The organism is Paracoccus endophyticus (assembly GCF_003286075.1).
Taxonomy (GTDB): Bacteria; Pseudomonadota; Alphaproteobacteria; order Rhodobacterales; family Rhodobacteraceae; genus Paracoccus; species Paracoccus endophyticus.
In genome coordinates this window covers 77,592-97,651 of record NZ_QLUV01000004.1, presented here as the reverse complement: position 1 = coordinate 97,651, position 20,060 = coordinate 77,592, and the positions used below count along the sequence as shown (strand labels likewise).

Below are 20,060 nucleotides of genomic sequence, written 5' to 3'. Positions count from 1 at the left end.
ACCTCAGGCGTTGTTGGCGTCGGCCTTGGCGGCCTTCGGCTTGTAGTTGGACACTTCGGCGATGCGGGCGGATTTGCCGCGGCGGTCGCGCAGATAGTACAGCTTGGCGCGGCGGACGCGGCCCCGGCGCACGACGTCGATGGAATCGATGTTGGTCGAATACAGCGGGAACACCCGCTCGACGCCCTCGCCGAAGGAAATCTTGCGGACCGTGAACGAGGCCCCGATCCCGCCGCCCTTGCGGCTGATCACGACGCCCTCGTACATCTGCACGCGCGTCCGCGTGCCCTCGGTCACTTTATAGCCGACGCGGACGGTATCCCCGGCCTTGAAGTCCGGGATCGTCTTGCCGAGCGCGTCGATCTGCTCGGCCTCGATCTGTGCGATCAGGTTCATCGCGGTTCATCCTTTTGATGCGCACGGTGGTCCCGCGCTTGGTCTGATGCGCCCGAGAGCTGTCGGTCCTTTGCCGGGTCCGCACCGCTGTCGCGGCAGGCCCGCCACAGGTCGGGGCGGCGTTCCTTGGTCAGCCTTTCGGCCATGTCGGCGCGCCATTGCGAAATGGCCGCGTGGTTTCCCGACAGCAGAACGTCGGGGATCGCGCGGCCTTCCCAATCGGCGGGCTTCGTGTACTGCGGATGTTCCAGAAGGCCGTTGGAAAAGGATTCCTCGGCCAGAGAGTCCTGATTCCCCAGCACGCGCGGTATAAGACGGACCGTCGCGTCGATCAAGACCTGAGCGGCGATCTCGCCTCCGGTCAGGACATAGTCGCCGATGCTGATTTCCGTGACCTCAAAGGCGTCCAGCACGCGTTGGTCCACCCCCTCGAACCGGCCGCAGATCAGGGTGACGCCGGGGCCCTGGGCCAGCCGCCGCGCCATGGCCTGGGTCAGGGGACGGCCGCGCGGCGACAGATACACGACCGGCAGGCCGGGCCGCGCGCCCTGCGCCTCGCGCAGCGCGGCGGCCATCACGTCGGGGCGGATCACCATCCCCGCGCCGCCGCCCGCGGGCGTGTCATCGACATTGCGGTGCCGCCCGATCCCGAACGGGCGCAGCGGGATGGTGCGCAGCGACCACAGTCCCTGCGCCAGGGCCTTGCCGGTCAGCGACAGGCCCAGCGTGCCGGGAAACGCCTCGGGGAACAGAGTCACGACCTGCGCCGTCCAGACGCCCGCGACCTGCGGTTCGGCCATCAGGTCGCGCGGGCGCAGCGAGGGCTGCACCGCAATCCTGCCGTGAGAGCGGGCGGGCGGCTCAGCCATCACGCCCGCCTGCGCGAAACCAGCCGGTGCCCGCCATGACCGCGCCGGCGGTCGAGACGGCGAGCGGTCCAAGCGCGCCCCAGTCGCCGGACCAGCCCAGGCTGCGGCCGAGAGCGTCGGCGCCGACGTGCAGGGCCACGCAGGCGACCGCCGCCAGCACCGTTCCGCCGGCCAGGTGGACGGGGGAACGCCAGACCTCGGCTGGTGCTGCCAGCACCACGCCGGCAACCGCTAGCAGGGCAAACAGCCCCACGGCCCAGCCCCCGGCCCGCCCAAGGCCGGCGAGCGCCGGTCCCAGGAAGATCAGCGCCCGGCCGATCCGCCGCCGGGCCGGCACCCTATTCATCCGAATCCGGCGGGTCGGCGACGATGCGCCCGGCGGCCAGATCGACCGTCGGCACCGCCGCGCGGGTAAAGGGGATCAGCAGCAGGCCGCCCGGTCCCGCCACCTCGAGGATGTCGCCGGCGCCGTGATCATAGATCGCCCGGACCCGGCCCAGGGGCGCGCCCCCGGTGTCGGCCACCGACATCCCGATCAGGTCGGCGTGGTAGTATTCGTCGTCGGGCAGCGAAGGCAGCGCCCCGCGGTCGGCCCACAGCGTCACGCCCTTCAGCGCGTCGGCCTGTTCCTTGGTGTCCACCCCCGACAGCCGCGCGCCCAGCCCGCCGGCCACGGGCCGGGTCAGGGTGACGGTGAACCGCCGCGCCCCGTCCTCGGACGCAAGCGGGCCATAGCGGGCGATGTCCTCGGCCCGGGTGCAAAAGCTTTTCAGCCGCACCTCGCCGCGCACCCCAAAGGCGCCGGCGATCGCCCCCACGCAGACACGCTCAGACATGGCTGGCCGCCGGGGCGATAAGGCGAACGCTGCGGCCACCGTCGATCGTCAGGACACGCATCGCACTCTCCGTCGCAGGACGGCCCGCCCCGGGGGGCGGGCCAGCAGCCTCATGCCTCGGCGCCGGCCTCGGCCGCGGGTTCCGCGGCGGGGGCGTTCGCGGCCTCGACCGCCGCGGCCTCGCGCGCGGCGCGCTTGGCGGCGCGTTCCTTGGCGGCCTTGCCCGGCTCGCCCTTCTTCAGGTTGGCGCGCTCGGTCTTGTCCTTGACGCCGGCGGCTTCCAGGAAGCGGGCGACGCGGTCGGTCGGCTGCGCGCCCTGGCCCAGCCAGTACTGCACGCGCTCGACGTCCATCTTGATGCGGTCCTCGCTGTCCTTGGGCAGCAGCGGGTTATAGGTGCCCAGCTTTTCCAGGAAGCGGCCGTCGCGCGGCATGCGCGAATCGCACGCCACGATGGCGTAGTAGGGACGCTTGTTGGACCCACCACGGGCCAGACGGATCTTCATTGCCATTGGTCATCTCCTTCAGAATAGCGAGGGGTTCGGCAGCCGCGGCCGCCTTCAGGCTTGAAAGCTCTCGTGATGGCGGATCACCTCGGCGATCACGAAATTCAGAAACTTGCGCGCGAACGCGGGGTCCAGGTCCGCCTCGCGCGCAAGGCGTTCCAGCCGCTCGATCTGCCAGGCCTCGCGGGTGGGATCGGACGGGGGAAGATCGTGATCGGCCTTCAGTCGGCCGACCGCCTGCGTGTGCTTGAACCGCTCGGCCAGCGTGAAGACCAGCACGGCGTCCAGCCGGTCGATGCTGGCGCGGTGCTCGGCCAGCAGGGCGGCGGCGCGCCGGGCGGCGTCGGTCATGGCGCAAGCGCCCGGATCGCGGCAACGGCGGGCCGACCAAGGGGCCGCGGCGCTGCGGGCGCGCGGGTGCAAAGGATCAGGGGACCGCTCATTTCTTGCCGAACAGCCCCGACAGCCCGCCCGGCAGGTTCAGCCCGCCCAGCTGGCCGCCCAGCCCCTTCTGGTCCTGAAGCATCTTCGTCGCCTCGGCCATCTTGGCCGGATCGACATCGGCAAGGTCCGGCAGGCCGCCGCCCTTGCCCGACATGGCGCGCATCGCCTGCTTCAGCATGGCGCCCTTGCCCATCTTGCTGACCTTCTTCATCGTGTCGGCCATCTGGCGCTGCATCTTCAGCAGCTTGTTCAGCTCGGCCACGTCCATGCCCGCCCCGGCGGCGATCCGCTTCTTGCGGCTGGCCTGCAGCAGGTCGGGATTGGCGCGTTCCTTTTTCGTCATGGAATTGATCAGCGCGATCTGGCGCCGGATCATCCGGTCGTCGATGCCCGCGGATTCGGCCTGCTTGGCCATCTTTCCCATGCCCGGCATCATGCCCATGATGGACTGCATGCCCCCCATCTTCTGCATCTGCTCAAGCTGGCCCTTGAGGTCGTTCATGTTGAACAGGCCCTTGGCAAAGCGCTTCATCATGCGCTCGGCCTGCTCGATCTCCAGCGTCTGCTGCGCCTTCTCGACCAGGGCGACGATATCGCCCATGCCCAGGATGCGGCCGGCCACGCGCTCGGCGTCAAAGCCCTCCAGCGCGTCCATCTTTTCGCCAAGGCCGACAAAGCGGATCGGCTTGCCGGTCACGGCGCGCATGGACAGCGCGGCACCACCCCGCCCGTCCCCGTCCATCCGGGTCAGGACGACGCCCGACACGCCGACCTTGGCGTCGAACTCGGTCGCCACGTTCACGGCGTCCTGCCCGGTCAGGCCATCGACGACCAGCAGCGTCTCGCGCGGGTTCGCCACGTCGCGGACGGCCTGCACCTCGTTCATCAGCACGTCGTCGATGTGCAGCCGGCCGGCGGTGTCCAGCATGTAGACGTCGTATCCGCCCAGCGTCGCCTGCTGACGCGCGCGGCGCGCGATCTGGAGCGCGTTCTCGCCCGGGACGATGGGCAGCGTATCGACGCCGACTTGGCTGCCCAGGATCGCCAGCTGCTCCATCGCGGCGGGGCGGTTGGTGTCGAGGCTGGCCATCAGCACGCGCTTTTTCTCGCGGTCCTTCAGGCGCTTGGCCAGCTTGGCGGTCGTGGTGGTCTTGCCCGAGCCCTGAAGCCCGACCATCAGGATCGGCGCGGGCGGGCTGTCGATGCGCAGCGTGTCGGCCGGCCCGTCGCCCTGCAGCATGGCGATCAGTTCGTCATGGACGATCTTGACGACCTGCTGGCCGGGTGTGATCGACTTGGTGACGGCCGCGCCGGTCGCCTTGGACGTGACCTTGCGGATAAAGTCGCGCACCACCGGCAGCGAGACGTCCGCATCCAGCAGCGCGGCGCGCACCTCGCGCATGGCGGCGGTGACGTCCTCCTCGGTCAGGGCGCCCTGCCGGGTCAGGCGGTCGAAGACCCCGCCCAGGCGGTCTGACAGGTTCTCGAACATCGCGGGCCTCCGCACAAAACAAGTATGGCCCCCGTGGGCGCAACGCGCTGACGGGGGGCGATCCCCGCGCAAGGTCGGGGACCGGAAGGAAGACCTTCCGGGCATGGACCGTCGCTACGACAGGGACGCGCCCGAGTCAACCGGCGTGGATGAAAGCACCCGGCGGCACCTTGCCGATGCGGCCGCATCTTGATGTAAATGTAACAGAACCATGACGCCCGATGAACGGTTCTGTGTCTATCCTGGCAACGATCAGACGGGGTTGAACATGGATTGGCACAAGGTGACTGCGAATGGTTGGGCAGACCGGGAGCCGTCGCAGTTGCGGGCGCCCTTGCTGACGGCCGCCTATGCGACCTGGGCTGTGCTTCTTTGCCTGCATCTGCTGCATACGCTGTCCGGCCCCTGGCCCGCGCCCCTGCCCCGGCTTCTGGACCCCAACGAGGAAACCAGCATTTACACCTGGCTTTCGGTGCTGATGCTGGGGATCGCGGGCCTTCTGATGCTGGACATCGGGTTTCGCACCCCGAAATCGGACCGCATCCTTCATTGGGGCTGGATCGGCGTGGGGCTGGCGGTGCTTGCCGTGTCGGCCGACGAGATGCTGATGATCCACGAAGGCGTGGCCGTGCGGCTGCATGAGCATTTCCAGTGGGGCGGCTATCTCAGGTTCGCCTGGGTGGTCCCGGCGATCCTGGTCGTCGCGCTCGGCGGGTTGCTGGCCCTGCCGTTCCTGGCCCGGTTGCCCAGGTCGACGCGTGGCTGGATGTTCGCCGCCGCGGTGGTCTTTGTCGTGGGCGCGGTCGGGATCGAGATGATCGGCGGCAAGCTGTGGGACGACGGGATGGAGGAGAGCCTCGCCTATGCCCTGGTCAGCGGCACCGAGGAGGCGTTCGAGGGGCTGGGTGTCCTGATCCTGCTGGGCGGGCTTCTGCGGCACCGGCGCATGGACCCCGGGTCCTGACGCCGGTCTGCGGCTTTTGCCCAGGGGTGGCCGTCGTGGTAAGCGGGGGCGGCCACCAGAGGACCCGACCATGACCCAGCCGATCAGCCGCTTCGCCGTTCCCGACATCGCCACGCTGCCCGACGACATGCGCGCCATGATCGTGGCCGTGCAGGAGAAATCGGGCTTCGTGCCCAACATCTTCCTGGCGCTGGCCCATCGCCCGGCCGAGTTCAGGGCCTTTTTCGCCTATCACGACGCGCTGATGGACAAGGACGAGGGGCTGAGCCGCGCCGAGCGCGAGATGATCGTGGTCGCCACCAGCGGGCTGAACCGCTGCCAGTACTGCGTCGTGGCCCACGGCGCGATCCTGCGGATCAGGGCGAAGAATCCGCTGATCGCCGACCAGGTCGCGGTCAACTGGCGCAAGGCCGCGCTGAGCGACCGGCAGCGCGCGATGCTGACCTTCGCCGAAAAGGTCGCGCTGGCCGCCGACCGCATCGACGATGCCGATCACGCCGCGCTGGCCGCGGCCGGGTTCAGCGCCGACGAGGTGTGGGACATCGCCGCGATCGCCGCGTTCTTCGGCCTGTCGAACAGGCTGGTGAACACCGCCGACATTCCCCCGAACGAGGAATTCTATCTGCTGGGCCGGGTGCCCCGCTGATCCCTGGACCGCATCCGACCGGGGCAGACATCGGCCCCTGTCGCGGGATAGATGCCGGGGGCATTCCGCCCGCCACAGGATGATTGCCATGACCCGACAACGAGGCCGCAGATGATCGACCGCCGCCGCTTTCTGGCCGGACAGGCCGCCCTTGCCGCCGCGCTGACTGGCGCGGGCCGCGCCGCAGCCCAGCCCAGCCCCGCGGCCGCCCCGGCCGTCGCCCCCGCGCGCAGCCTGATCGCGCGGCAGGGCAAGGGACCGCGCATCGTCGTCGCGGGTGGCGGCTGGGGCGGGATGACCACCGCCCGCCACCTGCGCCAGGAACTGCCCGACGCCGAGGTGATCCTGATCGAGCGCAACCCGGTGTTCTTCACCTGCCCGTTCAGCAACAAGTGGCTGATCGACGTGGTGGACACGGATTTCCTGATCCACGACATGACGATCCCGGCGCGCACCTACGGCTATACGCTGCTGCATTCGGAAATCAGCGCCATCGACCGCGCGGCCAAGGTGGTTCACACCGCTTGGGGCGCGGTCGACTACGACCTGCTGGTGATCGCGGGCGGTATCCGCAACGCCTATGACAAGTGGTTCGGCAACGACCTGCGGGCGGCCGAATACACGCGCACGCATTTCCCCTCGGCCTACATCCCCAATGCCGAGCATTTCGCGCTCAAGCGCAAGCTGCGCGACTTCAAGGGCGGTCATCTCGTGATGACGCTGCCGCCGCCGCCGCACCGCTGCCCGCCCTCGCCCTATGAGCGGGCCTGCCTCATCGCCTGGCACATCAAGACGAACAACATCCCGGGCAAGATCACCCTCCTGGACCCCAAGCCGGGCATCGCGCCGATCACCGGGGGCTTCACCGCTGCGTTCCAGGAACTGTATCCCGACATCATCACCTATGTTCCCAATGCGGCCGTCGAGGAGGTGGACCCCTTCAACAAGCGCATCCTGACCTATGCGGGCGAGTTCGAGTTCGACGACGCGATCCTGATGCCCCCTCACCAGGCCGCCGACATCGCCTGGATGGCCGACCTGGTGCCGGTGGCGGCGGACGGCACCTCGCGCGGCTGGGCCGACACCCACCCGCGGCTGTTCACCGCGCCCGGCGACGATGACGTCTATGTGGTGGGGGACGCGGTCGGCTTCATCTCGGACCAGTTCGGGTATTACCCGAAAAGCGCTCATGTCGCGAACGCGCTGGGCAGGATCGTGGCCCGCAACATCGGCGAGCGCGTGCGCGGAGAGGAGGTCGTGGCCGTCCTGCCCGACAACCTGTGCTTTCTTCTGGTGAACGCGGCACCGCTCGAATCCGTGGCGGTCAAGTTCACCTATGACCTCGATCCGACCGGCAAGGTGATCCAGACGCTGATCGACGTGAACGACCGCACGCCCGAGCATCTGGCCCAGGATTACGAGTGGTACGCGCGCACCACCGGCGATTTCCTCGCCTGAGTCCCTGCGGCCGGGCGTCGCTGCCCGGCCGTTCCAAAGCCCGGGGCGCGCGGCCATCCGGGCTGTGCGCCCCCCGTCCGGCGCGAAACGGCACAATCCCCGCATGACCAGGGCGGCGCTGCGCGCCCGCAATCATCCCGACCAGTCCGGGACCGTCATCCCGTGGTCACGAGAACGTGATAGCGACATCCTGTCACAAGCGGCAGAGGGTCCCCATATCCTCTGACACACGGACCACGATAACCAACAGGAGGACTTCATGCTTTTCGCCAAGACCCTCGGCGCCGCCGCCCTTCTTGCAGTCGGGGTGGGCGCAGCCTCGGCCCAGGACATGCCCGCGACCGTCGTGGACATCGCGGCCGGCTCGCCCGACCATACGACGCTGGTCCAGGCCGTCACCGCGGGCGGGCTGGCCGAGACGCTGCAGGGCGCCGGTCCCTTCACCGTCTTCGCCCCCACCAACGCGGCCTTCGCGGCCCTGCCCGAGGGCGCGCTGGCCGACCTGCTGAAGCCCGAGAACAAGGACAAGCTGGTGGCGGTTCTTGGCTGCCACGTCGTCGAGGCCAAGGCGATGGCCGCCGACGTGGCCAAGATGATCACCGACGGCGGCGGCACGGCCGAGATCACGACGCTGGGCAAGTGCCGCCTGACCGCCACCACGGCCGACGGCAAGGTGATGATCGGGGGCGCAGGCGGCACGCCGATCACGGTGACGGCCGCCGACCTCGAGGCCAAGAACGGTGTGGTCCACGTCATCGACGGGGTCCTGCTGCCGGCCTCGTAAGCCGGGGCGCACGGCACGACAGGGAAAGGGGCGCCCCAAGCGCCCCTTTTTCATGCGCGACGGGGCGGTCAGGCCGCCTGCGCCTCGGGGTCCACCAGCGCCACCAGGTCCATCATGATCCGGTTCAGCTCGAAATCCTTGGGCGTATAGACCCGCGCCACGCCCATCGCCCGCAGTTGCACCGCATCGTCCTCGGGGATGATGCCGCCCACGATCACGGGCGTGCCGCCCAGGCCCGCCTCGCGCATCCGGTCCATCACATCGCGGACCAGCGGCAGGTGGCTGCCCGACAGGATCGACAGGCCGACGACATGGGCCTGCTGGTCGCGGGCCGCGGCCACGATCTCCTCGGGGGTCAGGCGGATGCCGTCATAGGTGATGTCGATGCCGCAGTCGCGCGCGCGGAAGGCGATCTGCTCGGCCCCGTTGGAATGGCCGTCAAGGCCGGGCTTGCCCACCACGAACTTCATCCGCCGCCCCAGCCGGCTGCTGACCGCATCCACCGCCTCGCGGATCGGCTCCAGCCCCTCGGTGCGGTTCGACGGGTTGGGGGACACGCCCGTGGGGCCGCGGTATTCGCCGTGGACCTGCCGCATCACCCCCGCCCATTCGCCGGTGGTCGCGCCCGCTTTCGCCGCGGCGATGGACGCCGGCATGATGTTGCGCCCGGCCTGGGCATCCGCGCGCAGCCGGTCGAGCGCATCCTGCACCGCGCCCGCGTCGCGCGACGCGCGCCAGTCGTTCAGCCGGCCGATCTGGTCGGCCTCGACCGCCGGATCGACCACCATGATGCCGCCGTCGCCCGCTGTCAGCGGCGAAGGCTCGCCCTGCTGCCAGCGGTTCACGCCGACCACGATCGTCTCGCCGTCCTCGACCCGGTTCAGCCGCGCCGCGTTCGATTCGACCAGCCGCGACTTCATGTAGTCGATGGCCGCGATCGCGCCGCCCATTCCGTCCAGCAGCGCCAGTTCCGCCCGCGCGCCGTCCTTCAGCGCCTCGACCTTGGCGGCGACCACGGGGTTGCCGTCGAACAGGTCGCCGAACTTCAGCAGGTCGGTCTCATAGGCCATGATCTGCTGCATCCGCAGCGACCACTGCTGGTCCCAGGGGCGTGGCAGGCCCAGCGCCTCGTTCCAGGCGGGCAACTGCACGGCGCGGGCGCGGGCGTTCTTCGACAGCGTGACGGCCAGCATCTCGATCAGGATGCGATAGACGTTGTTCTCGGGCTGCTGCTCGGTCAGGCCGAGGCTGTTCACCTGCACCCCATAGCGGAAGCGGCGGTATTTCTCGTCCTCGATGCCGTAGCGGTCGCGGCAGATCTCGTCCCACAGTTCGGTAAAGGCGCGCATCTTGCACAGCTCGGTCACAAAGCGGATGCCCGCGTTCACGAAGAAGCTGATGCGCCCGACCATCGCCGGGAACTCCTCGGGCGCGATCTTGCCCTTGAGGTCGTCCAGCACCGCGATGCCGGTCGCCAGCGCATAGGCCAGTTCCTGCTCCGGCGTCGCCCCCGCCTCCTGCAGGTGATAGGAACACACGTTCATCGGGTTCCACTTGGGCAGGTGCTGCGCCGTATAGGCCGCGACATCCGTGATCATCCGCAGGCTGGGCTTGGGCGGGCAGATATAGGTGCCGCGCGACAGGTATTCCTTGATGATGTCGTTCTGCACCGTGCCCTGAAGGGCTGCGACATCCGCCCCCTGCTCCTCGGCGACCGCCACATACAGCGACAGCAGCCACGGCGCCGTCGCGTTGATCGTCATCGAGGTGTTCATCTGTTCCAGCGGGATCGCGTCGAACAGCGTCCGCATGTCGCCCAGGTGGCAGACAGGGACGCCGACCTTGCCCACCTCGCCGCGCGCCAGCACATGATCGCTGTCATAGCCGGTCTGCGTGGGCAGGTCGAAGGCGACCGACAGGCCGGTCTGGCCCTTGGACAGGTTGGTGCGGTAGAGTTCGTTCGACTTCGCGGCGGTGGAATGGCCGGCGTAGGTGCGGAACAGCCAGGGCTTGTCGCGGGTGGGCTGGGCGGTGGTCTGGGCCATGGGGCGCGCCTTCGCAAGATTGTTACGGTCCGGGCCAGTTAAAGGACAGGATGCTTCACCGTCAATTCGCTGCGCTGCGGCGCGGCTGAGAAGATGAGGCAGACAGGATCATCAAGGAACCGACATATTGTTGCGTCTTGACCCGCCGCACCTATTGCAATGTTGCGTGCCGCAGATTAGCCCTGCCGTTGGAACGCCCGCGATTCTGCGTCGCGGCACGATTGCAAGGAACATGCCGATGGCCCTGGATGCCCCGACTTCGATCGCCCCGTATGACGCGCCGGTCAAGGATCTGTATGAAATCGGCGAGATGCCGCCCCTCGGCCATGTGCCCAAGCAGATGTATGCCTGGGCGATCCGCCGCGACCGCCAGGGCGAACCCGACCAGGCGATGCAGGTCGAGGTCGTGGACACCTGGGAGATCGACAGCAACGAGGTGCTGGTCCTCGTGATGGCGGCGGGCGTCAACTACAACGGCATCTGGGCGGGACTGGGCGTGCCGATCAGCATGTTCGACGTCCACAAGCAGCCCTATCACATCGCGGGCTCGGACGCCTCGGGGATCGTCTGGAAGGTCGGCGACAAGGTCCGCAACTGGAAGGTCGGCGACGAGGTCGTGATCCATTGCAACCAGGACGACGGCAACGACGAGGAATGCAACGGCGGCGATCCGATGTATTCGCCCTCGCAGCGCATCTGGGGCTACGAGACGCCGGACGGCAGCTTCGCCCAGTTCACCCGCGCTCAGGCCCAGCAGCTGATGCCCCGCCCCAAGCACCTGACCTGGGAGGAAGCGGCCTGCTATACCCTGACGCTGGCCACCGCCTATCGGATGCTGTTCGGGCACGAGCCGCATGAGCTGAAGCCCGGCATGAACGTGCTGGTCTGGGGCGCCTCGGGCGGCCTGGGGTCCTATGCGATCCAGCTGATCAACGCGGCGGGCGCCAACGCCATCGGCGTGATCTCGGACGAGGACAAGCGCGAGTTCGTCATGGGCCTGGGCGCCAAGGGCGTGCTGAACCGCAAGGACTTCAACTGCTGGGGCCAGCTGCCCAAGGTCGGCAGCGAGGAATACAAGACCTGGTTCAACGAGGTCCGCAAGTTCGGCAAGGCCATCTGGGACATCACCGGCAAGGGCCAGAACGTCGACATCGTCTTTGAACACCCGGGCGAATCGACCTTCCCGGTGTCGGTCTTCGTCTGCAAGAAGGGCGGGATGGTGGTGATCTGCGCCGGCACCACCGGCTTCAACTGCACCTTCGACGTCCGCTACATGTGGATGCACCAGAAGCGCCTGCAGGGGTCGCACTTTGCGCATCTCAAGCAGGCCGCCTCGGCCAACCGGCTGATGCTGGAACGCCGGCTGGACCCCTGCATGTCCGAGGTCTTCCCGTGGGCCGAGATCCCGCAGGCCCATGTCAAGATGATGCGCAACGAGCACAAGCCCGGCAACATGGCGGTGCTGGTCCAGGCGCCGACGACTGGCCTGCGGACGTTCGAGGATGCGCTGGAGGCCGGCCGCAAGGCCTGAGGGCCGCAGCCCAGTTTAGGCCGGGGCCGGGCGCCCCGGCCTCGCCGCATGGTTGACAAGTCCTCGCGTTGCGGTAGTCTTCAGACTCGACGGCACCGACAGATGCAACCTTCTTGCGGTATTGCCATGCGCCATTGTCCCAGTGCGCGCGCCCGTCCGGGTGCGCTTTTCATCGGCATGGTGGATGGCTCGGGCGGGGTTTCGATCCTGGCCGAGCCATTGCTGATCGATGACGCCTTCATCGCCGCTGCCGCGGAACGCGGCCCGCCCGAGGCCCGCTTCCGGTTCGCCGGACCCTGCGCCGAATCGGGCTGCGAGAACTGGGACGGCCACTGCCGCTTCGGCGCCTCGCTGATGGAACACGCGGCCCGGGTCGCAGAGCCCCCGGCCTGCGGCATCCGCGCCACCTGTCGCTGGCACGCCCAGCACGGGCAGCAGGTGTGCCTGCGCTGCCCCGCCGTCATCACCAACGTCGCCGTCGAGCGGGAACCGCCCGCAGCGTCGCCGACATTCCCGTGACCCACAGCAACAGGAGGAGACGACATGCACCCCCCAGGCGAAGACCGGAAACCCGAACGCGGCGCCCGCAAACTGGAGGTGTCGCTCGAGGGGCTGGACCTGAGCGACGATCAGGTCGCCCGACTGGAATCCACGATGCGGACGGCGGTTCTGACCGAACTCGCGCGGTTCGACCTGGCCGGCGGCATGGTTGTCGAGCCGATCGGCAAGGGCAAGATCGTGGGCGACTGGCTGATCAACGGCATCATCGTGCGCGACCTTGGGCGGATGCTGAAGGAACACGGGATCCACCGCTGATCCCCTGCCCCGCTGACCCCCACGGGCGGCATCGGGGCAGGATCACGACGGGGATGCCGCTGCCGGGGCAACGGGACGACAAGACGACCCGCGACAGCGGTGCGACTGAAACGTCAAGGGTCCGGTCAGGATCGCCCTGACGAATGGCGGCCAGAGGCCGCCGATCCCCGCGTCGGTCGGCAGGAACAGGATGCCTGCGCCGGCAGTGGGTCCCGACAGGCTCGGCCTTCCGTTAATGTCGTGGCGGGTCCAGCCGGTGCGGGCGATGGGCGGGTCGGTGATCGTCGGGGCTGCTTCTTAGTTTCCCTTCGCCGTCGGGCCGTGAACCCGTGTCCCGCCACGGCCCGGCGCTTTGGTCCCCGGCCACCGTTCAGGTCCCGCTTGCCCCGCACGCCACGGCGCGCGCGCCTTGGCAGGGGGCCGCGCCGGCCGTTGCGGCAGGGCGCGGCGGGGCCGGTGCAGGGGCGCCTTCAGTAGTTGCCGGGCGGATCGCTGGCCGGGAAGGATTCGTCGATCTCCTCGTCCAGCTTGCTCCAGCGGCGGGGCCGGTCGCGCATCGCCTCGGCGCCGGCGGGGCGCACGAACCCGGGGGTGGACAGCGCCTCGGTGCCCTCGGCGACGCGGGGGTCGATGGCGGCAAGCCCGTCCGGGATGCGGCGCGGTGCCGAACCGTGGCGGCGGGGCGGGCTGTCGCGCAGGAACGACACGACCAGCGCGGCAAGCCCCGCAAGGGCCAGCAGGGGCAGGGTCGAGTCGGGGCGGCGGTATCGGTCTCTCATGGTGTGTCTTTCCTTGCGTTGGCGGGCCGGGGGCCGGGTCTGATGCGAAACGGAACGCCGTGCGGGCGCGGGGGTTTCGCCGCATCGACACGGGGATGGTGGCGCGCACGCCTGCGGGCCTGCTTGCCGCTGGCGTCCCGGCGGCTAGGATGCGGCATGCAGCCCGCCCCCACCCGTCCCGGTCCGCCCGCCCTTTCCCCCGACCAGGCCGAGGCGTGGGACGCCCTGGCCGAGGTTCTGGCTGCCGCGGGCGTCGACCTGCTGTCCGAGGAGATCGCCCCCGCCCAGCCCGGCAAGGGCCGCGTCATGGCGGTGCTGGGCAAGGCGGGGTCGGGCAAGACGCTGTTGCTGGCCGAACTGACCCGCGCCCTGCGCGCCGCGGGGGTGCAGGTGGTGGGCGGCGATTACGAATCCCGCCGCCGCAAGGACACGCGCACGCTGGCGGTGCTTGCGCCGACGAACAAGGCGGCCTTCGTTCTGCGGATGCGGGGCGTTCCCGCGACCACCATCCACCGCATCCTGTACACGCCGGTCTATGACCCCGAGTATGAAAAGCTGGCCGACTGGCTGGCCGGCACCGGCACCCGCCCGGTGATCGAGGGGATGGCGGACGACGCCATGGACCGGGCCAAGCTGTTTTACGACCAGCACGGCTCGATCCCGGGCGCGCTGGCCGCGGCGGGGCTGCGGGGGTCGGATTTCATTCAGGGCTGGAAACGGCGCGACGATCCGCTGGACATCGGGCTGATCGACGAATCCTCGATGCTGGACGAACGCCAGTTCGACGACCTGCGCGAGATCTTCCCGGTGCTGATCCTGTTTGGCGATCCCGCGCAGCTCGCCCCCGTGGGCCAGTCGGGGGAAATGGTGTTCGACCGGCTGGCCGCCCCGCAGAAACTGACGCTGCACCGCGTCCATCGGCAGGCCGACGACAGCCCGATCCTGGACCTGGCCCACGCGCTGGGCGACCCGGACGTCGATTTCGCGGCGTTCGAGCGGCTGGTGCGCGACGCAGCCGCGCGCGACCCGCGCGTGGTCTGGGCGGAACGGGTGGAAAGCGACCTGATGGCGCGCTCGCCCGTGCTGGTCTGGCGCAACGCCACGCGGGTGCGCCTGATCACGGCGTTCCGCGCCGCACATGGCGCGCCGGGCGATGCGCTGCTGCCCGGCGAGCCGCTGATCTGCGACGGGATCGAACTGCCGCTGAAGCATCGCAAGAAGCGCATCGACCTGGAGGCGCGGGGCCTGATCAAGGGCGCGCAGGTCATCTATCTGGGGCCGGGGAAGAAACCCGGCTTTTCGCGCCTGCACGTGATCGGCGCCGACGAGCCGCGGCTGTCGGCCGCCAGCATCATCAAGATCGAGACGCCCGAGGTGGACGAGCCGTTCATCCCCTATGCCGCGCGCATGGGCGCGGCCTTCCTGCACGGCGCGGCGGTCACGATCCACAAGGCGCAGGGGTCGCAGTGGCCCGACGTGCAGGTCTTTGCGCCCGACATCTCGGCCGCCGCCTGGGCGAACCGGGTCGAGGCCGGACTGCCGCTGTGGAAGCGCCTGGCCTATGTGGCCATCACCCGCGCGCAGGACCGGCTGCTGTGGGTGACGCGCGCGCGCCTGGCGCGGCCGCAGCGCGGCCTGGGCACCGAGGACCTGACGGTCGAAACCGCCCCCCTGGCGCTGGAGGCCATGACCGAGGACTAGGCCCGCAGCCGGACGACCGGGCGCGTGGGTGGGGCGCGCGCGTGGGGCGGGCGCGTGGGGCAGGCGCGCGTGACAGGATGCGCCCGTCAGGCGCGGCGCGGTCCTAGGCCCGCCGCGCGCGCCGGACGGCCCGCTCGTCCTGCAACTGCTCGATCCGGTCGGTCAGCGCCTCGGTCAGCGCCTCGCGCGTCAGGCCCGTCTCGTTGGCCAGCCGCAGCAGCCCGAAATGCACGCGGGCGATTTCCTGATAGTACCGGGCAAAGGTATAGTTGATCGACGCCCCCGCCACCGCCCCGAACAGCGGCGTCGCCTGCGCGGCCAGCTTTTGCCCCAGCACCGCCGACAGGCGCGGCGCGATGCGGGCGATCAGCCCCTGCACGGTCTGGCCGGTGATCGACAGCTTGGCGGCCAGCAGGCCCAGGTCGGTGCCGTCATCCTCGGCCATCGGACCCGCGGCGGCAAAGACGCGCAGCGCCTCGGCCCTGACCTCCTCGCTTTCGGGGTCCAGCCCGTGTTCGGCCGCGATGTCCAGGATGGCGCGCAGCAGCATGGTGATCATCAGCGGCAGCTCGATCACTGCGCCGGGCAGGCCCGCCACGCCCCCCGCGGCCCCCGACACCGTGGACGCCAGCCGGTTGAACCAGTCGCCGCGGTCGCGCACCAGCCGCCGCGACCGGGTGGCGGCCCCGAAGGCGCGGTTCAGCCCGGCCAGCGTGATGTCGTCCAGCCGGCTGCGGACAAAGCCGGGCAGCCGCGCGATCAGTCCCTGCGCACTGCCGCCGATGCTGGCCAGCACGTCCATCCCAAGGCCCCCGGCCGCGACATAGCGGCGCGCCAGCTTGTCGATCTGGACATGGACGCCGGGGTCATCGATGGGCGGCAGAATGGCTTGGCGGGGCGTGATCCGCGGTGCAGGCATGGGCATCGTCCTTTGTCACGCCGACCTCGGTGCAGGCCGAGCGCAGGTCGGGGCTGTCCTCGATCTCGGCCAGTCCGGCCAGCACTTCGGGCCGGGTCTCGCGCGTCACCGCGCCCCGCAGACCAACCCACGCGCCGGGACGAAGTTCCAGACCCAGCACGCGGTCGGGGTTGGTGGGCGGCGGCATCTCGACCCCGTCCAGCCGAGCAAAGCCGAAGCGGCCGTAATAGGGCGCGTCGCCCACCAGCATGACCCGCGACCAGCCCATCGCCGCGGCGCGCGACAGGCTTTCGCGCATCAGCAGCCCGCCCAGCCCCTCGCCCTGGGCGGTCGGGTGAACCGCCACAGGCCCCAGCAGCAGGGCCGAACGGTCGCCCACGCGCACCGGCCAGAACCGGATCGCCGCGACCATCGCGTTGCCGTCGCCGCGCAGGGTCAGGCACAGTTCCGGCACCGGCGGCACCCCGTCGCGCAGCCGATAGGACGACAGCGCCGTGCGCCCCTGCCCGAAACACGTGTCCAGCAGGGTCTCGACCTCGGCCGTGTCGGCGTCGGTTTCGGGGCAAAGCTGGTACATCGGGCCTCGCAACGCAGCCAAGCGGGGGGGGGGCAGTCAGGCGCGGGTTAGCATCGCGCCGGGGGGGATTGAACGGCAAAACCGCGTGACCCGCCGATTGGTGCCCCCCTGCCGGGCCCTGCGGCGGCGGACTGGTTGCAGCGCGGCGCCCGCACGGGCAGGATGCCGCGAACCCGCCGGAGGCCCCATGTTCTATCGTCCCGAAAACGGCCACGGCCTGCCCCACAATCCCTGGAACGCCATCGTCGCGCCCCGCCCGATCGGCTGGATCTCGACCCGCGGGCGGCTGGGGGACAACCTGGCCCCCTATTCCTTCTTCAACGCCACGGCGTATGTGCCCCCGCAGGTGATGTTCGCCTCGACCGGGGTCAAGCCGGACCGTCCCGGCACCAAGGACAGCGTGGCGCAGATCGCGGAAAGCCGGGTCTTCTGCGTCAACATCGCGGACGGCCCGCTGAAGGACGCGGTGAACGCCAGCTCGGCCGCCCTGCCCGCCGGCACGTCCGAGTTCGAGGCCGCCGGCGTGACTGCCGTGCCCTGCGAGACGATCGACTGCCTGCGCGTGGCCGAGGCCGCCGCCTCGCTGGAATGCCGCATGACCCGCATCATCCGCCAGGCGGGCGAAGCCAACCACATCGTCCTGGGCGTCGTCACCGGCATCCACCTGCGCGACGACTGCGTGCGGGACGGACGGTTCGACCTGTCGCAGGGCGGCTGGCTGGCACGGATGGGTTATCGCGACTATTGCATCGTGACCGACACGTTCGAGATGATCCGCCCATGACGCGGCCGCACAAGACCGTCCGGGACTATATCCGCAGCATCGTCGATTTCCCGCACGAGGGGATCGTGTTCCGCGACGTGACGACGCTGTTTGCCGACGCGCGCGGGTTCCGCATGGCGGTGGATCAGCTGCTGTCGCCCTATGCGGGCGTGGACATCGACAAGGTCGTGGGCCTTGAGGCGCGCGGCTTCATCCTGGGGGGCGCGGTGGCGCACCAGCTGTCCACCGGATTCGTGCCCATCCGCAAGAAGGGCAAGCTGCCCGGCACCGTCATCAGCCAAGCCTATGCGCTGGAATACGGCGAGGCGGTGATGGAGATCCACGACGACGCCATCCGACCGGGCGAGCGGGTGCTGATCGTGGACGACCTGCTGGCGACCGGCGGCACCGCCAGCGCGGCGATCGGCCTCTGCCGGCGCCTGGGCGCCGAGGTCGTGGGCGCGGCCTTTGTCATCGACCTGCCCGACCTCGGCGGGCGCCCCCTGATCGAGGCGCTGGGCGTCGAGGTTCACGCCCTTTGCGAGTTCGAGGGCGTGTAGGGGCGGCGCGCCTCGGGCACCGGAAAGACCCGGTCATAGGCCCAGTTATAGGCGTAGCCGTAAACGATGTAGAAGGCCGCGATGGACAGGTCGAACAGCAGGGCCTGCCACAGCGAGACGCCCAGCATCCACGCGACGAAGGGCAGCAGCAGGACCAGCAGCCCGCCCTCGAACAGCAGGGCGTGCAGGGCGCGAATCGGGTGGGTCTTGATGACGCTGCCCCGCAGCCGCAGCATCGCGCGGTCGAAGGCCAGGTTGTAGACATAGTTCCACGCCGTCGCCACCAGCGACGACACGACCCCGATCACCCCCAGCGCATGGACATCGAAGCCGGTCAGGATCGCGCCCCCGCCGATCAGCAGCACAAGGCCGACCAGCTCGAACAGGATGGCATGGCGGATGCGGTCAAGGGTCGTGCGCATGGGACAGGCTCGTTTGCGGGCCGTCCCGAATGCCGCCCTTGACGGGGAAGGTCGTCCTTCACCGGCCAATGTAAGCCGGGCGACGGCGCTAATCAACTCAGCCCAGAACCGCGCCCGGGTTCATGATCCCCAGCGGGTCCAGCGCCCCCTTGATCGCCCGCATCGCCGCCAGCCGCGCGGGATCGCCCCAGCGCCCCAGATCGGCCGCCTTCAGCCGGCCGACCCCGTGTTCTGCGGCGAACGAGCCGCCCCGGTCCACGACCATCTGGTGGACGGCGTGCTGCACCTGCGGCCGCAGGGCGTCATAGGCCTCGCGCGGGCGGCCGGCGGCGGGAAAGACGTTGTAATGCAGGTTGCCGTCGCCCAGATGGCCAAAGCAGTTCACCCGCATGTCCCCCATCTGCGCCAGCATCGCCCCCGCGTCGTCGATGAAGCGCGGGATCTCGGACAGCGGCAGGCTGACGTCGTGGGACGAGATCGCGCCGATGCGGCGGTTCGCCTCCGGCAGATGCTCGCGCAGCGACCAGAACGCCGCCGCCTGCGCGCCGGACTGGGCCAGCGCCCCGTCACTGACCAGCCCGGCGGCCACCGCCTGCTCCAGCAGGCCCGCCAGCGCCTCGTCGGGGGGCAGCCCCTGCGGCAGGGACAGTTCCAGCAGGACGGACCACGCCGCCCCCGGCAACGGCTGGCGGATGTGGGGCAGCACCTCGGCCAGGAACGCCAGGCCCTGCCCCGCGATCAGCTCGAACGCGGTGACGCAGCCTGCAAAGCGGGCCTGCGCCAGCCCCAGCAGCGACAGCGCCGCGGCGGGGCCGGGCACCGCCAGCATCGCGGTCGCCACGCCCGCGGGCGGCGGGGCCATCCGCAGGCTGGCCGCGGTGATGATGCCCAGCGTGCCCTCGGCCCCGATCAGCAGGTCGCGGATGGCGTAGCCGGTGTTGTCCTTGCGCAGCCGCTTCAGGTCGTAGATCACCGAGCCGTCGGGCATGACCGCCTCGACCCCCAGGCACAGGGCGCGGGCGTTGCCCCAGCGCAGCACCGCCGTGCCGCCGGCGTTCACCGCCAGCACGCCGCCGATCTGCGCGGTGCCCTGGCTGGCCAGCGCCAGCGGGAACATCCGCCCGGCCGCACGGGCGGCGTCCTGCACCGCCGCCAGGGTCGCGCCCGCCTCGGCCACCAGCACATCCTCGTCCGGCCAGACGGCGCGGATGGCGGCCATGCGTTCCAGCGACAGGATCAGCGGCGCAGGCCCGTCCGGCATCACCGATCCGGCGACCAGCCCGGTCCCGCCGCCACGCGGCACGATGGCGACACGGGCCGCCGCGCAGGCGCGCACGATGGCCGCCACCTCGTCCACGCTGCGCGGCGCGGCGACAAGGCCGCCCTGACCGCGATGGCGGCCGCGCGGCTCGTCCAGATAGCGGTCCTCGACCGGGCGCAGCACGCCCGCAGGCAAGGCCGCGGCCAGCCGGTCGTCGGCGGGGTTCAGCATCGTGCCCCTTCTTTCTTGCAAAAATATCCCGCGGGGGTTCCGGGGGCGCGAAGCCCCCGG

Annotated in this window: 23 protein-coding genes; 10 read left to right on the top strand and 13 right to left on the bottom strand. The window is 69.9% G+C overall.

Annotated features, from left to right (window positions below):
• Window positions 1-3: 3 nt before the first annotated feature.
• From rplS to ffh, 7 genes are all read right to left on the bottom strand, one after another.
• Window positions 4-396, bottom strand: coding sequence for a 50S ribosomal protein L19 (rplS, locus tag DPQ23_RS06805; protein ID WP_112873951.1), 393 nt, complete (start codon window positions 394-396; stop codon window positions 4-6).
• Window positions 393-1,265: a tRNA (guanosine(37)-N1)-methyltransferase TrmD gene (gene trmD, locus DPQ23_RS06800; protein ID WP_112873950.1), complete on the bottom strand. Its 873-nt coding sequence runs from the start codon at window positions 1,263-1,265 to the stop codon at window positions 393-395. Before trmD ends, rplS begins: the two co-directional genes overlap by 4 nt.
• Window positions 1,258-1,611, bottom strand: coding sequence for a hypothetical protein (locus DPQ23_RS06795; RefSeq protein ID WP_162630664.1), 354 nt, complete (start codon window positions 1,609-1,611; stop codon window positions 1,258-1,260). Before DPQ23_RS06795 ends, trmD begins: the two co-directional genes overlap by 8 nt.
• A complete protein-coding gene (gene rimM, locus DPQ23_RS06790) occupies window positions 1,604-2,101 on the bottom strand; it encodes a ribosome maturation factor RimM (protein ID WP_112873948.1) in 498 nt (165 codons plus the stop codon). The genes DPQ23_RS06795 and rimM overlap by 8 nt, the downstream gene beginning before the upstream one ends.
• A gap of 110 nt (window positions 2,102-2,211) precedes the next feature.
• Entirely contained in the window at window positions 2,212-2,613 is a 402-nt protein-coding gene (gene rpsP / locus DPQ23_RS06785; RefSeq protein ID WP_112873947.1) for a 30S ribosomal protein S16, read from the bottom strand.
• 48 nt (window positions 2,614-2,661) lie between these two features.
• Window positions 2,662-2,958: a chorismate mutase gene (locus DPQ23_RS06780; RefSeq protein WP_112873946.1), complete on the bottom strand. Its 297-nt coding sequence runs from the start codon at window positions 2,956-2,958 to the stop codon at window positions 2,662-2,664.
• A gap of 88 nt (window positions 2,959-3,046) precedes the next feature.
• On the bottom strand, window positions 3,047-4,543 hold the full coding sequence (ffh, locus tag DPQ23_RS06775; protein WP_112873945.1) for a signal recognition particle protein: 1,497 nt from the start codon (window positions 4,541-4,543) through the stop codon (window positions 3,047-3,049).
• Between the two features lie 268 nt (window positions 4,544-4,811).
• On the opposite strand from ffh, the gene DPQ23_RS06770 reads away from it, so the two are divergent.
• The 4 genes from DPQ23_RS06770 to DPQ23_RS06755 all read left to right on the top strand — a co-directional run bounded on the left by DPQ23_RS06770 (window position 4,812) and on the right by DPQ23_RS06755 (window position 8,395).
• Window positions 4,812-5,507: a hypothetical protein gene (locus DPQ23_RS06770; RefSeq protein ID WP_162630663.1), complete on the top strand. Its 696-nt coding sequence runs from the start codon at window positions 4,812-4,814 to the stop codon at window positions 5,505-5,507.
• A 70-nt stretch (window positions 5,508-5,577) separates the two neighbouring features.
• Window positions 5,578-6,153 carry a peroxidase-related enzyme gene (locus tag DPQ23_RS06765; RefSeq protein ID WP_112873943.1) on the top strand — a complete coding sequence of 192 codons (576 nt, stop codon included), beginning with the start codon at window positions 5,578-5,580 and terminating at the stop codon, window positions 6,151-6,153.
• A 111-nt stretch (window positions 6,154-6,264) separates the two neighbouring features.
• Entirely contained in the window at window positions 6,265-7,611 is a 1,347-nt protein-coding gene (locus DPQ23_RS06760; protein WP_112873942.1) for an FAD-dependent oxidoreductase, read from the top strand.
• Between the two features lie 259 nt (window positions 7,612-7,870).
• Entirely contained in the window at window positions 7,871-8,395 is a 525-nt protein-coding gene (locus tag DPQ23_RS06755; protein WP_112873941.1) for a fasciclin domain-containing protein, read from the top strand.
• Window positions 8,396-8,463: 68 nt separating this feature from the next.
• On the opposite strand, the gene DPQ23_RS06750 is transcribed toward DPQ23_RS06755, so the two are convergent.
• The gene (locus tag DPQ23_RS06750; RefSeq protein ID WP_112873940.1) at window positions 8,464-10,440 is read right to left on the bottom strand and encodes a protein meaA; all 1,977 of its coding nucleotides are present in this window, start codon (window positions 10,438-10,440) and stop codon (window positions 8,464-8,466) included.
• A 238-nt stretch (window positions 10,441-10,678) separates the two neighbouring features.
• Here DPQ23_RS06750 and ccrA point away from each other — a divergent pair, with 238 nt between their 5' ends.
• The 3 genes from ccrA (at window position 10,679) to DPQ23_RS06735 (ending at window position 12,787) form a co-directional block, all read left to right on the top strand.
• Window positions 10,679-11,971, top strand: a complete 1,293-nt coding sequence (ccrA, locus tag DPQ23_RS06745) for a crotonyl-CoA carboxylase/reductase (RefSeq protein WP_112873939.1) — start codon at window positions 10,679-10,681, stop codon at window positions 11,969-11,971.
• Between the two features lie 126 nt (window positions 11,972-12,097).
• Window positions 12,098-12,490, top strand: coding sequence for a hypothetical protein (locus DPQ23_RS06740; protein ID WP_112873938.1), 393 nt, complete (start codon window positions 12,098-12,100; stop codon window positions 12,488-12,490).
• A 24-nt stretch (window positions 12,491-12,514) separates the two neighbouring features.
• Window positions 12,515-12,787: a hypothetical protein gene (locus DPQ23_RS06735; protein ID WP_112873937.1), complete on the top strand. Its 273-nt coding sequence runs from the start codon at window positions 12,515-12,517 to the stop codon at window positions 12,785-12,787.
• Between the two features lie 470 nt (window positions 12,788-13,257).
• Here DPQ23_RS06735 and DPQ23_RS06730 read toward each other — a convergent pair whose 3' ends face one another.
• Complete coding sequence (locus tag DPQ23_RS06730) at window positions 13,258-13,566, bottom strand: hypothetical protein (protein ID WP_112873936.1); 309 nt, start codon at window positions 13,564-13,566, stop codon at window positions 13,258-13,260.
• Window positions 13,567-13,722: 156 nt separating this feature from the next.
• On the opposite strand from DPQ23_RS06730, the gene DPQ23_RS06725 reads away from it, so the two are divergent.
• Entirely contained in the window at window positions 13,723-15,267 is a 1,545-nt protein-coding gene (locus tag DPQ23_RS06725) for an ATP-dependent DNA helicase (protein WP_112873935.1), read from the top strand.
• Window positions 15,268-15,370: 103 nt separating this feature from the next.
• Here DPQ23_RS06725 and DPQ23_RS06720 read toward each other — a convergent pair whose 3' ends face one another.
• Together DPQ23_RS06720 and DPQ23_RS06715 are read right to left on the bottom strand one after the other, a co-directional pair.
• Window positions 15,371-16,186, bottom strand: a complete 816-nt coding sequence (locus DPQ23_RS06720) for an EcsC family protein (protein WP_112873934.1) — start codon at window positions 16,184-16,186, stop codon at window positions 15,371-15,373.
• On the bottom strand, window positions 16,134-16,763 hold the full coding sequence (locus DPQ23_RS06715) for a GNAT family N-acetyltransferase (RefSeq protein WP_112873933.1): 630 nt from the start codon (window positions 16,761-16,763) through the stop codon (window positions 16,134-16,136). The genes DPQ23_RS06720 and DPQ23_RS06715 overlap by 53 nt, the downstream gene beginning before the upstream one ends.
• A 187-nt stretch (window positions 16,764-16,950) precedes the next feature.
• Between DPQ23_RS06715 and DPQ23_RS06710 the strand changes: the two genes are divergently transcribed.
• A complete protein-coding gene (locus tag DPQ23_RS06710) occupies window positions 16,951-17,547 on the top strand; it encodes a flavin reductase family protein (protein WP_112873932.1) in 597 nt (198 codons plus the stop codon).
• On the top strand, window positions 17,544-18,086 hold the full coding sequence (locus DPQ23_RS06705; protein ID WP_112873931.1) for an adenine phosphoribosyltransferase: 543 nt from the start codon (window positions 17,544-17,546) through the stop codon (window positions 18,084-18,086). The genes DPQ23_RS06710 and DPQ23_RS06705 overlap by 4 nt, the downstream gene beginning before the upstream one ends.
• Here the strand turns inward: DPQ23_RS06705 and DPQ23_RS06700 are convergent.
• Both DPQ23_RS06700 and DPQ23_RS06695 read right to left on the bottom strand, forming a co-directional pair.
• Window positions 18,056-18,508: a PACE efflux transporter gene (locus tag DPQ23_RS06700; RefSeq protein ID WP_112873930.1), complete on the bottom strand. Its 453-nt coding sequence runs from the start codon at window positions 18,506-18,508 to the stop codon at window positions 18,056-18,058. The two genes, DPQ23_RS06705 and DPQ23_RS06700, sit on opposite strands and share 31 nt — an antisense overlap.
• A 97-nt stretch (window positions 18,509-18,605) precedes the next feature.
• Window positions 18,606-20,000: an FAD-binding oxidoreductase gene (locus DPQ23_RS06695; RefSeq protein ID WP_112873929.1), complete on the bottom strand. Its 1,395-nt coding sequence runs from the start codon at window positions 19,998-20,000 to the stop codon at window positions 18,606-18,608.
• Window positions 20,001-20,060: the final 60 nt, after the last annotated feature.

What these genes read in the sequence shown, in the direction of transcription:
- rplS (WP_112873951.1), bottom strand. Translation starts at nt 396, where the DNA reads ATGAACCTGATCGCACAGATCGAGGCCGAGCAGATCGACGCGCTCGGC.
- trmD (WP_112873950.1), bottom strand. Translation starts at nt 1,265, where the DNA reads ATGGCTGAGCCGCCCGCCCGCTCTCACGGCAGGATTGCGGTGCAGCCC.
- DPQ23_RS06795 (WP_162630664.1), bottom strand. Translation starts at nt 1,611, where the DNA reads ATGAATAGGGTGCCGGCCCGGCGGCGGATCGGCCGGGCGCTGATCTTC.
- rimM (WP_112873948.1), bottom strand. Translation starts at nt 2,101, where the DNA reads ATGTCTGAGCGTGTCTGCGTGGGGGCGATCGCCGGCGCCTTTGGGGTG.
- rpsP (WP_112873947.1), bottom strand. Translation starts at nt 2,613, where the DNA reads ATGGCAATGAAGATCCGTCTGGCCCGTGGTGGGTCCAACAAGCGTCCC.
- DPQ23_RS06780 (WP_112873946.1), bottom strand. Translation starts at nt 2,958, where the DNA reads ATGACCGACGCCGCCCGGCGCGCCGCCGCCCTGCTGGCCGAGCACCGC.
- ffh (WP_112873945.1), bottom strand. Translation starts at nt 4,543, where the DNA reads ATGTTCGAGAACCTGTCAGACCGCCTGGGCGGGGTCTTCGACCGCCTG.
- DPQ23_RS06770 (WP_162630663.1), top strand. Translation starts at nt 4,812, where the DNA reads ATGGATTGGCACAAGGTGACTGCGAATGGTTGGGCAGACCGGGAGCCG.
- DPQ23_RS06765 (WP_112873943.1), top strand. Translation starts at nt 5,578, where the DNA reads ATGACCCAGCCGATCAGCCGCTTCGCCGTTCCCGACATCGCCACGCTG.
- DPQ23_RS06760 (WP_112873942.1), top strand. Translation starts at nt 6,265, where the DNA reads ATGATCGACCGCCGCCGCTTTCTGGCCGGACAGGCCGCCCTTGCCGCC.
- DPQ23_RS06755 (WP_112873941.1), top strand. Translation starts at nt 7,871, where the DNA reads ATGCTTTTCGCCAAGACCCTCGGCGCCGCCGCCCTTCTTGCAGTCGGG.
- DPQ23_RS06750 (WP_112873940.1), bottom strand. Translation starts at nt 10,440, where the DNA reads ATGGCCCAGACCACCGCCCAGCCCACCCGCGACAAGCCCTGGCTGTTC.
- ccrA (WP_112873939.1), top strand. Translation starts at nt 10,679, where the DNA reads ATGGCCCTGGATGCCCCGACTTCGATCGCCCCGTATGACGCGCCGGTC.
- DPQ23_RS06740 (WP_112873938.1), top strand. Translation starts at nt 12,098, where the DNA reads ATGCGCCATTGTCCCAGTGCGCGCGCCCGTCCGGGTGCGCTTTTCATC.
- DPQ23_RS06735 (WP_112873937.1), top strand. Translation starts at nt 12,515, where the DNA reads ATGCACCCCCCAGGCGAAGACCGGAAACCCGAACGCGGCGCCCGCAAA.
- DPQ23_RS06730 (WP_112873936.1), bottom strand. Translation starts at nt 13,566, where the DNA reads ATGAGAGACCGATACCGCCGCCCCGACTCGACCCTGCCCCTGCTGGCC.
- DPQ23_RS06725 (WP_112873935.1), top strand. Translation starts at nt 13,723, where the DNA reads ATGCAGCCCGCCCCCACCCGTCCCGGTCCGCCCGCCCTTTCCCCCGAC.
- DPQ23_RS06720 (WP_112873934.1), bottom strand. Translation starts at nt 16,186, where the DNA reads ATGCCTGCACCGCGGATCACGCCCCGCCAAGCCATTCTGCCGCCCATC.
- DPQ23_RS06715 (WP_112873933.1), bottom strand. Translation starts at nt 16,763, where the DNA reads ATGTACCAGCTTTGCCCCGAAACCGACGCCGACACGGCCGAGGTCGAG.
- DPQ23_RS06710 (WP_112873932.1), top strand. Translation starts at nt 16,951, where the DNA reads ATGTTCTATCGTCCCGAAAACGGCCACGGCCTGCCCCACAATCCCTGG.
- DPQ23_RS06705 (WP_112873931.1), top strand. Translation starts at nt 17,544, where the DNA reads ATGACGCGGCCGCACAAGACCGTCCGGGACTATATCCGCAGCATCGTC.
- DPQ23_RS06700 (WP_112873930.1), bottom strand. Translation starts at nt 18,508, where the DNA reads ATGCGCACGACCCTTGACCGCATCCGCCATGCCATCCTGTTCGAGCTG.
- DPQ23_RS06695 (WP_112873929.1), bottom strand. Translation starts at nt 20,000, where the DNA reads ATGCTGAACCCCGCCGACGACCGGCTGGCCGCGGCCTTGCCTGCGGGC.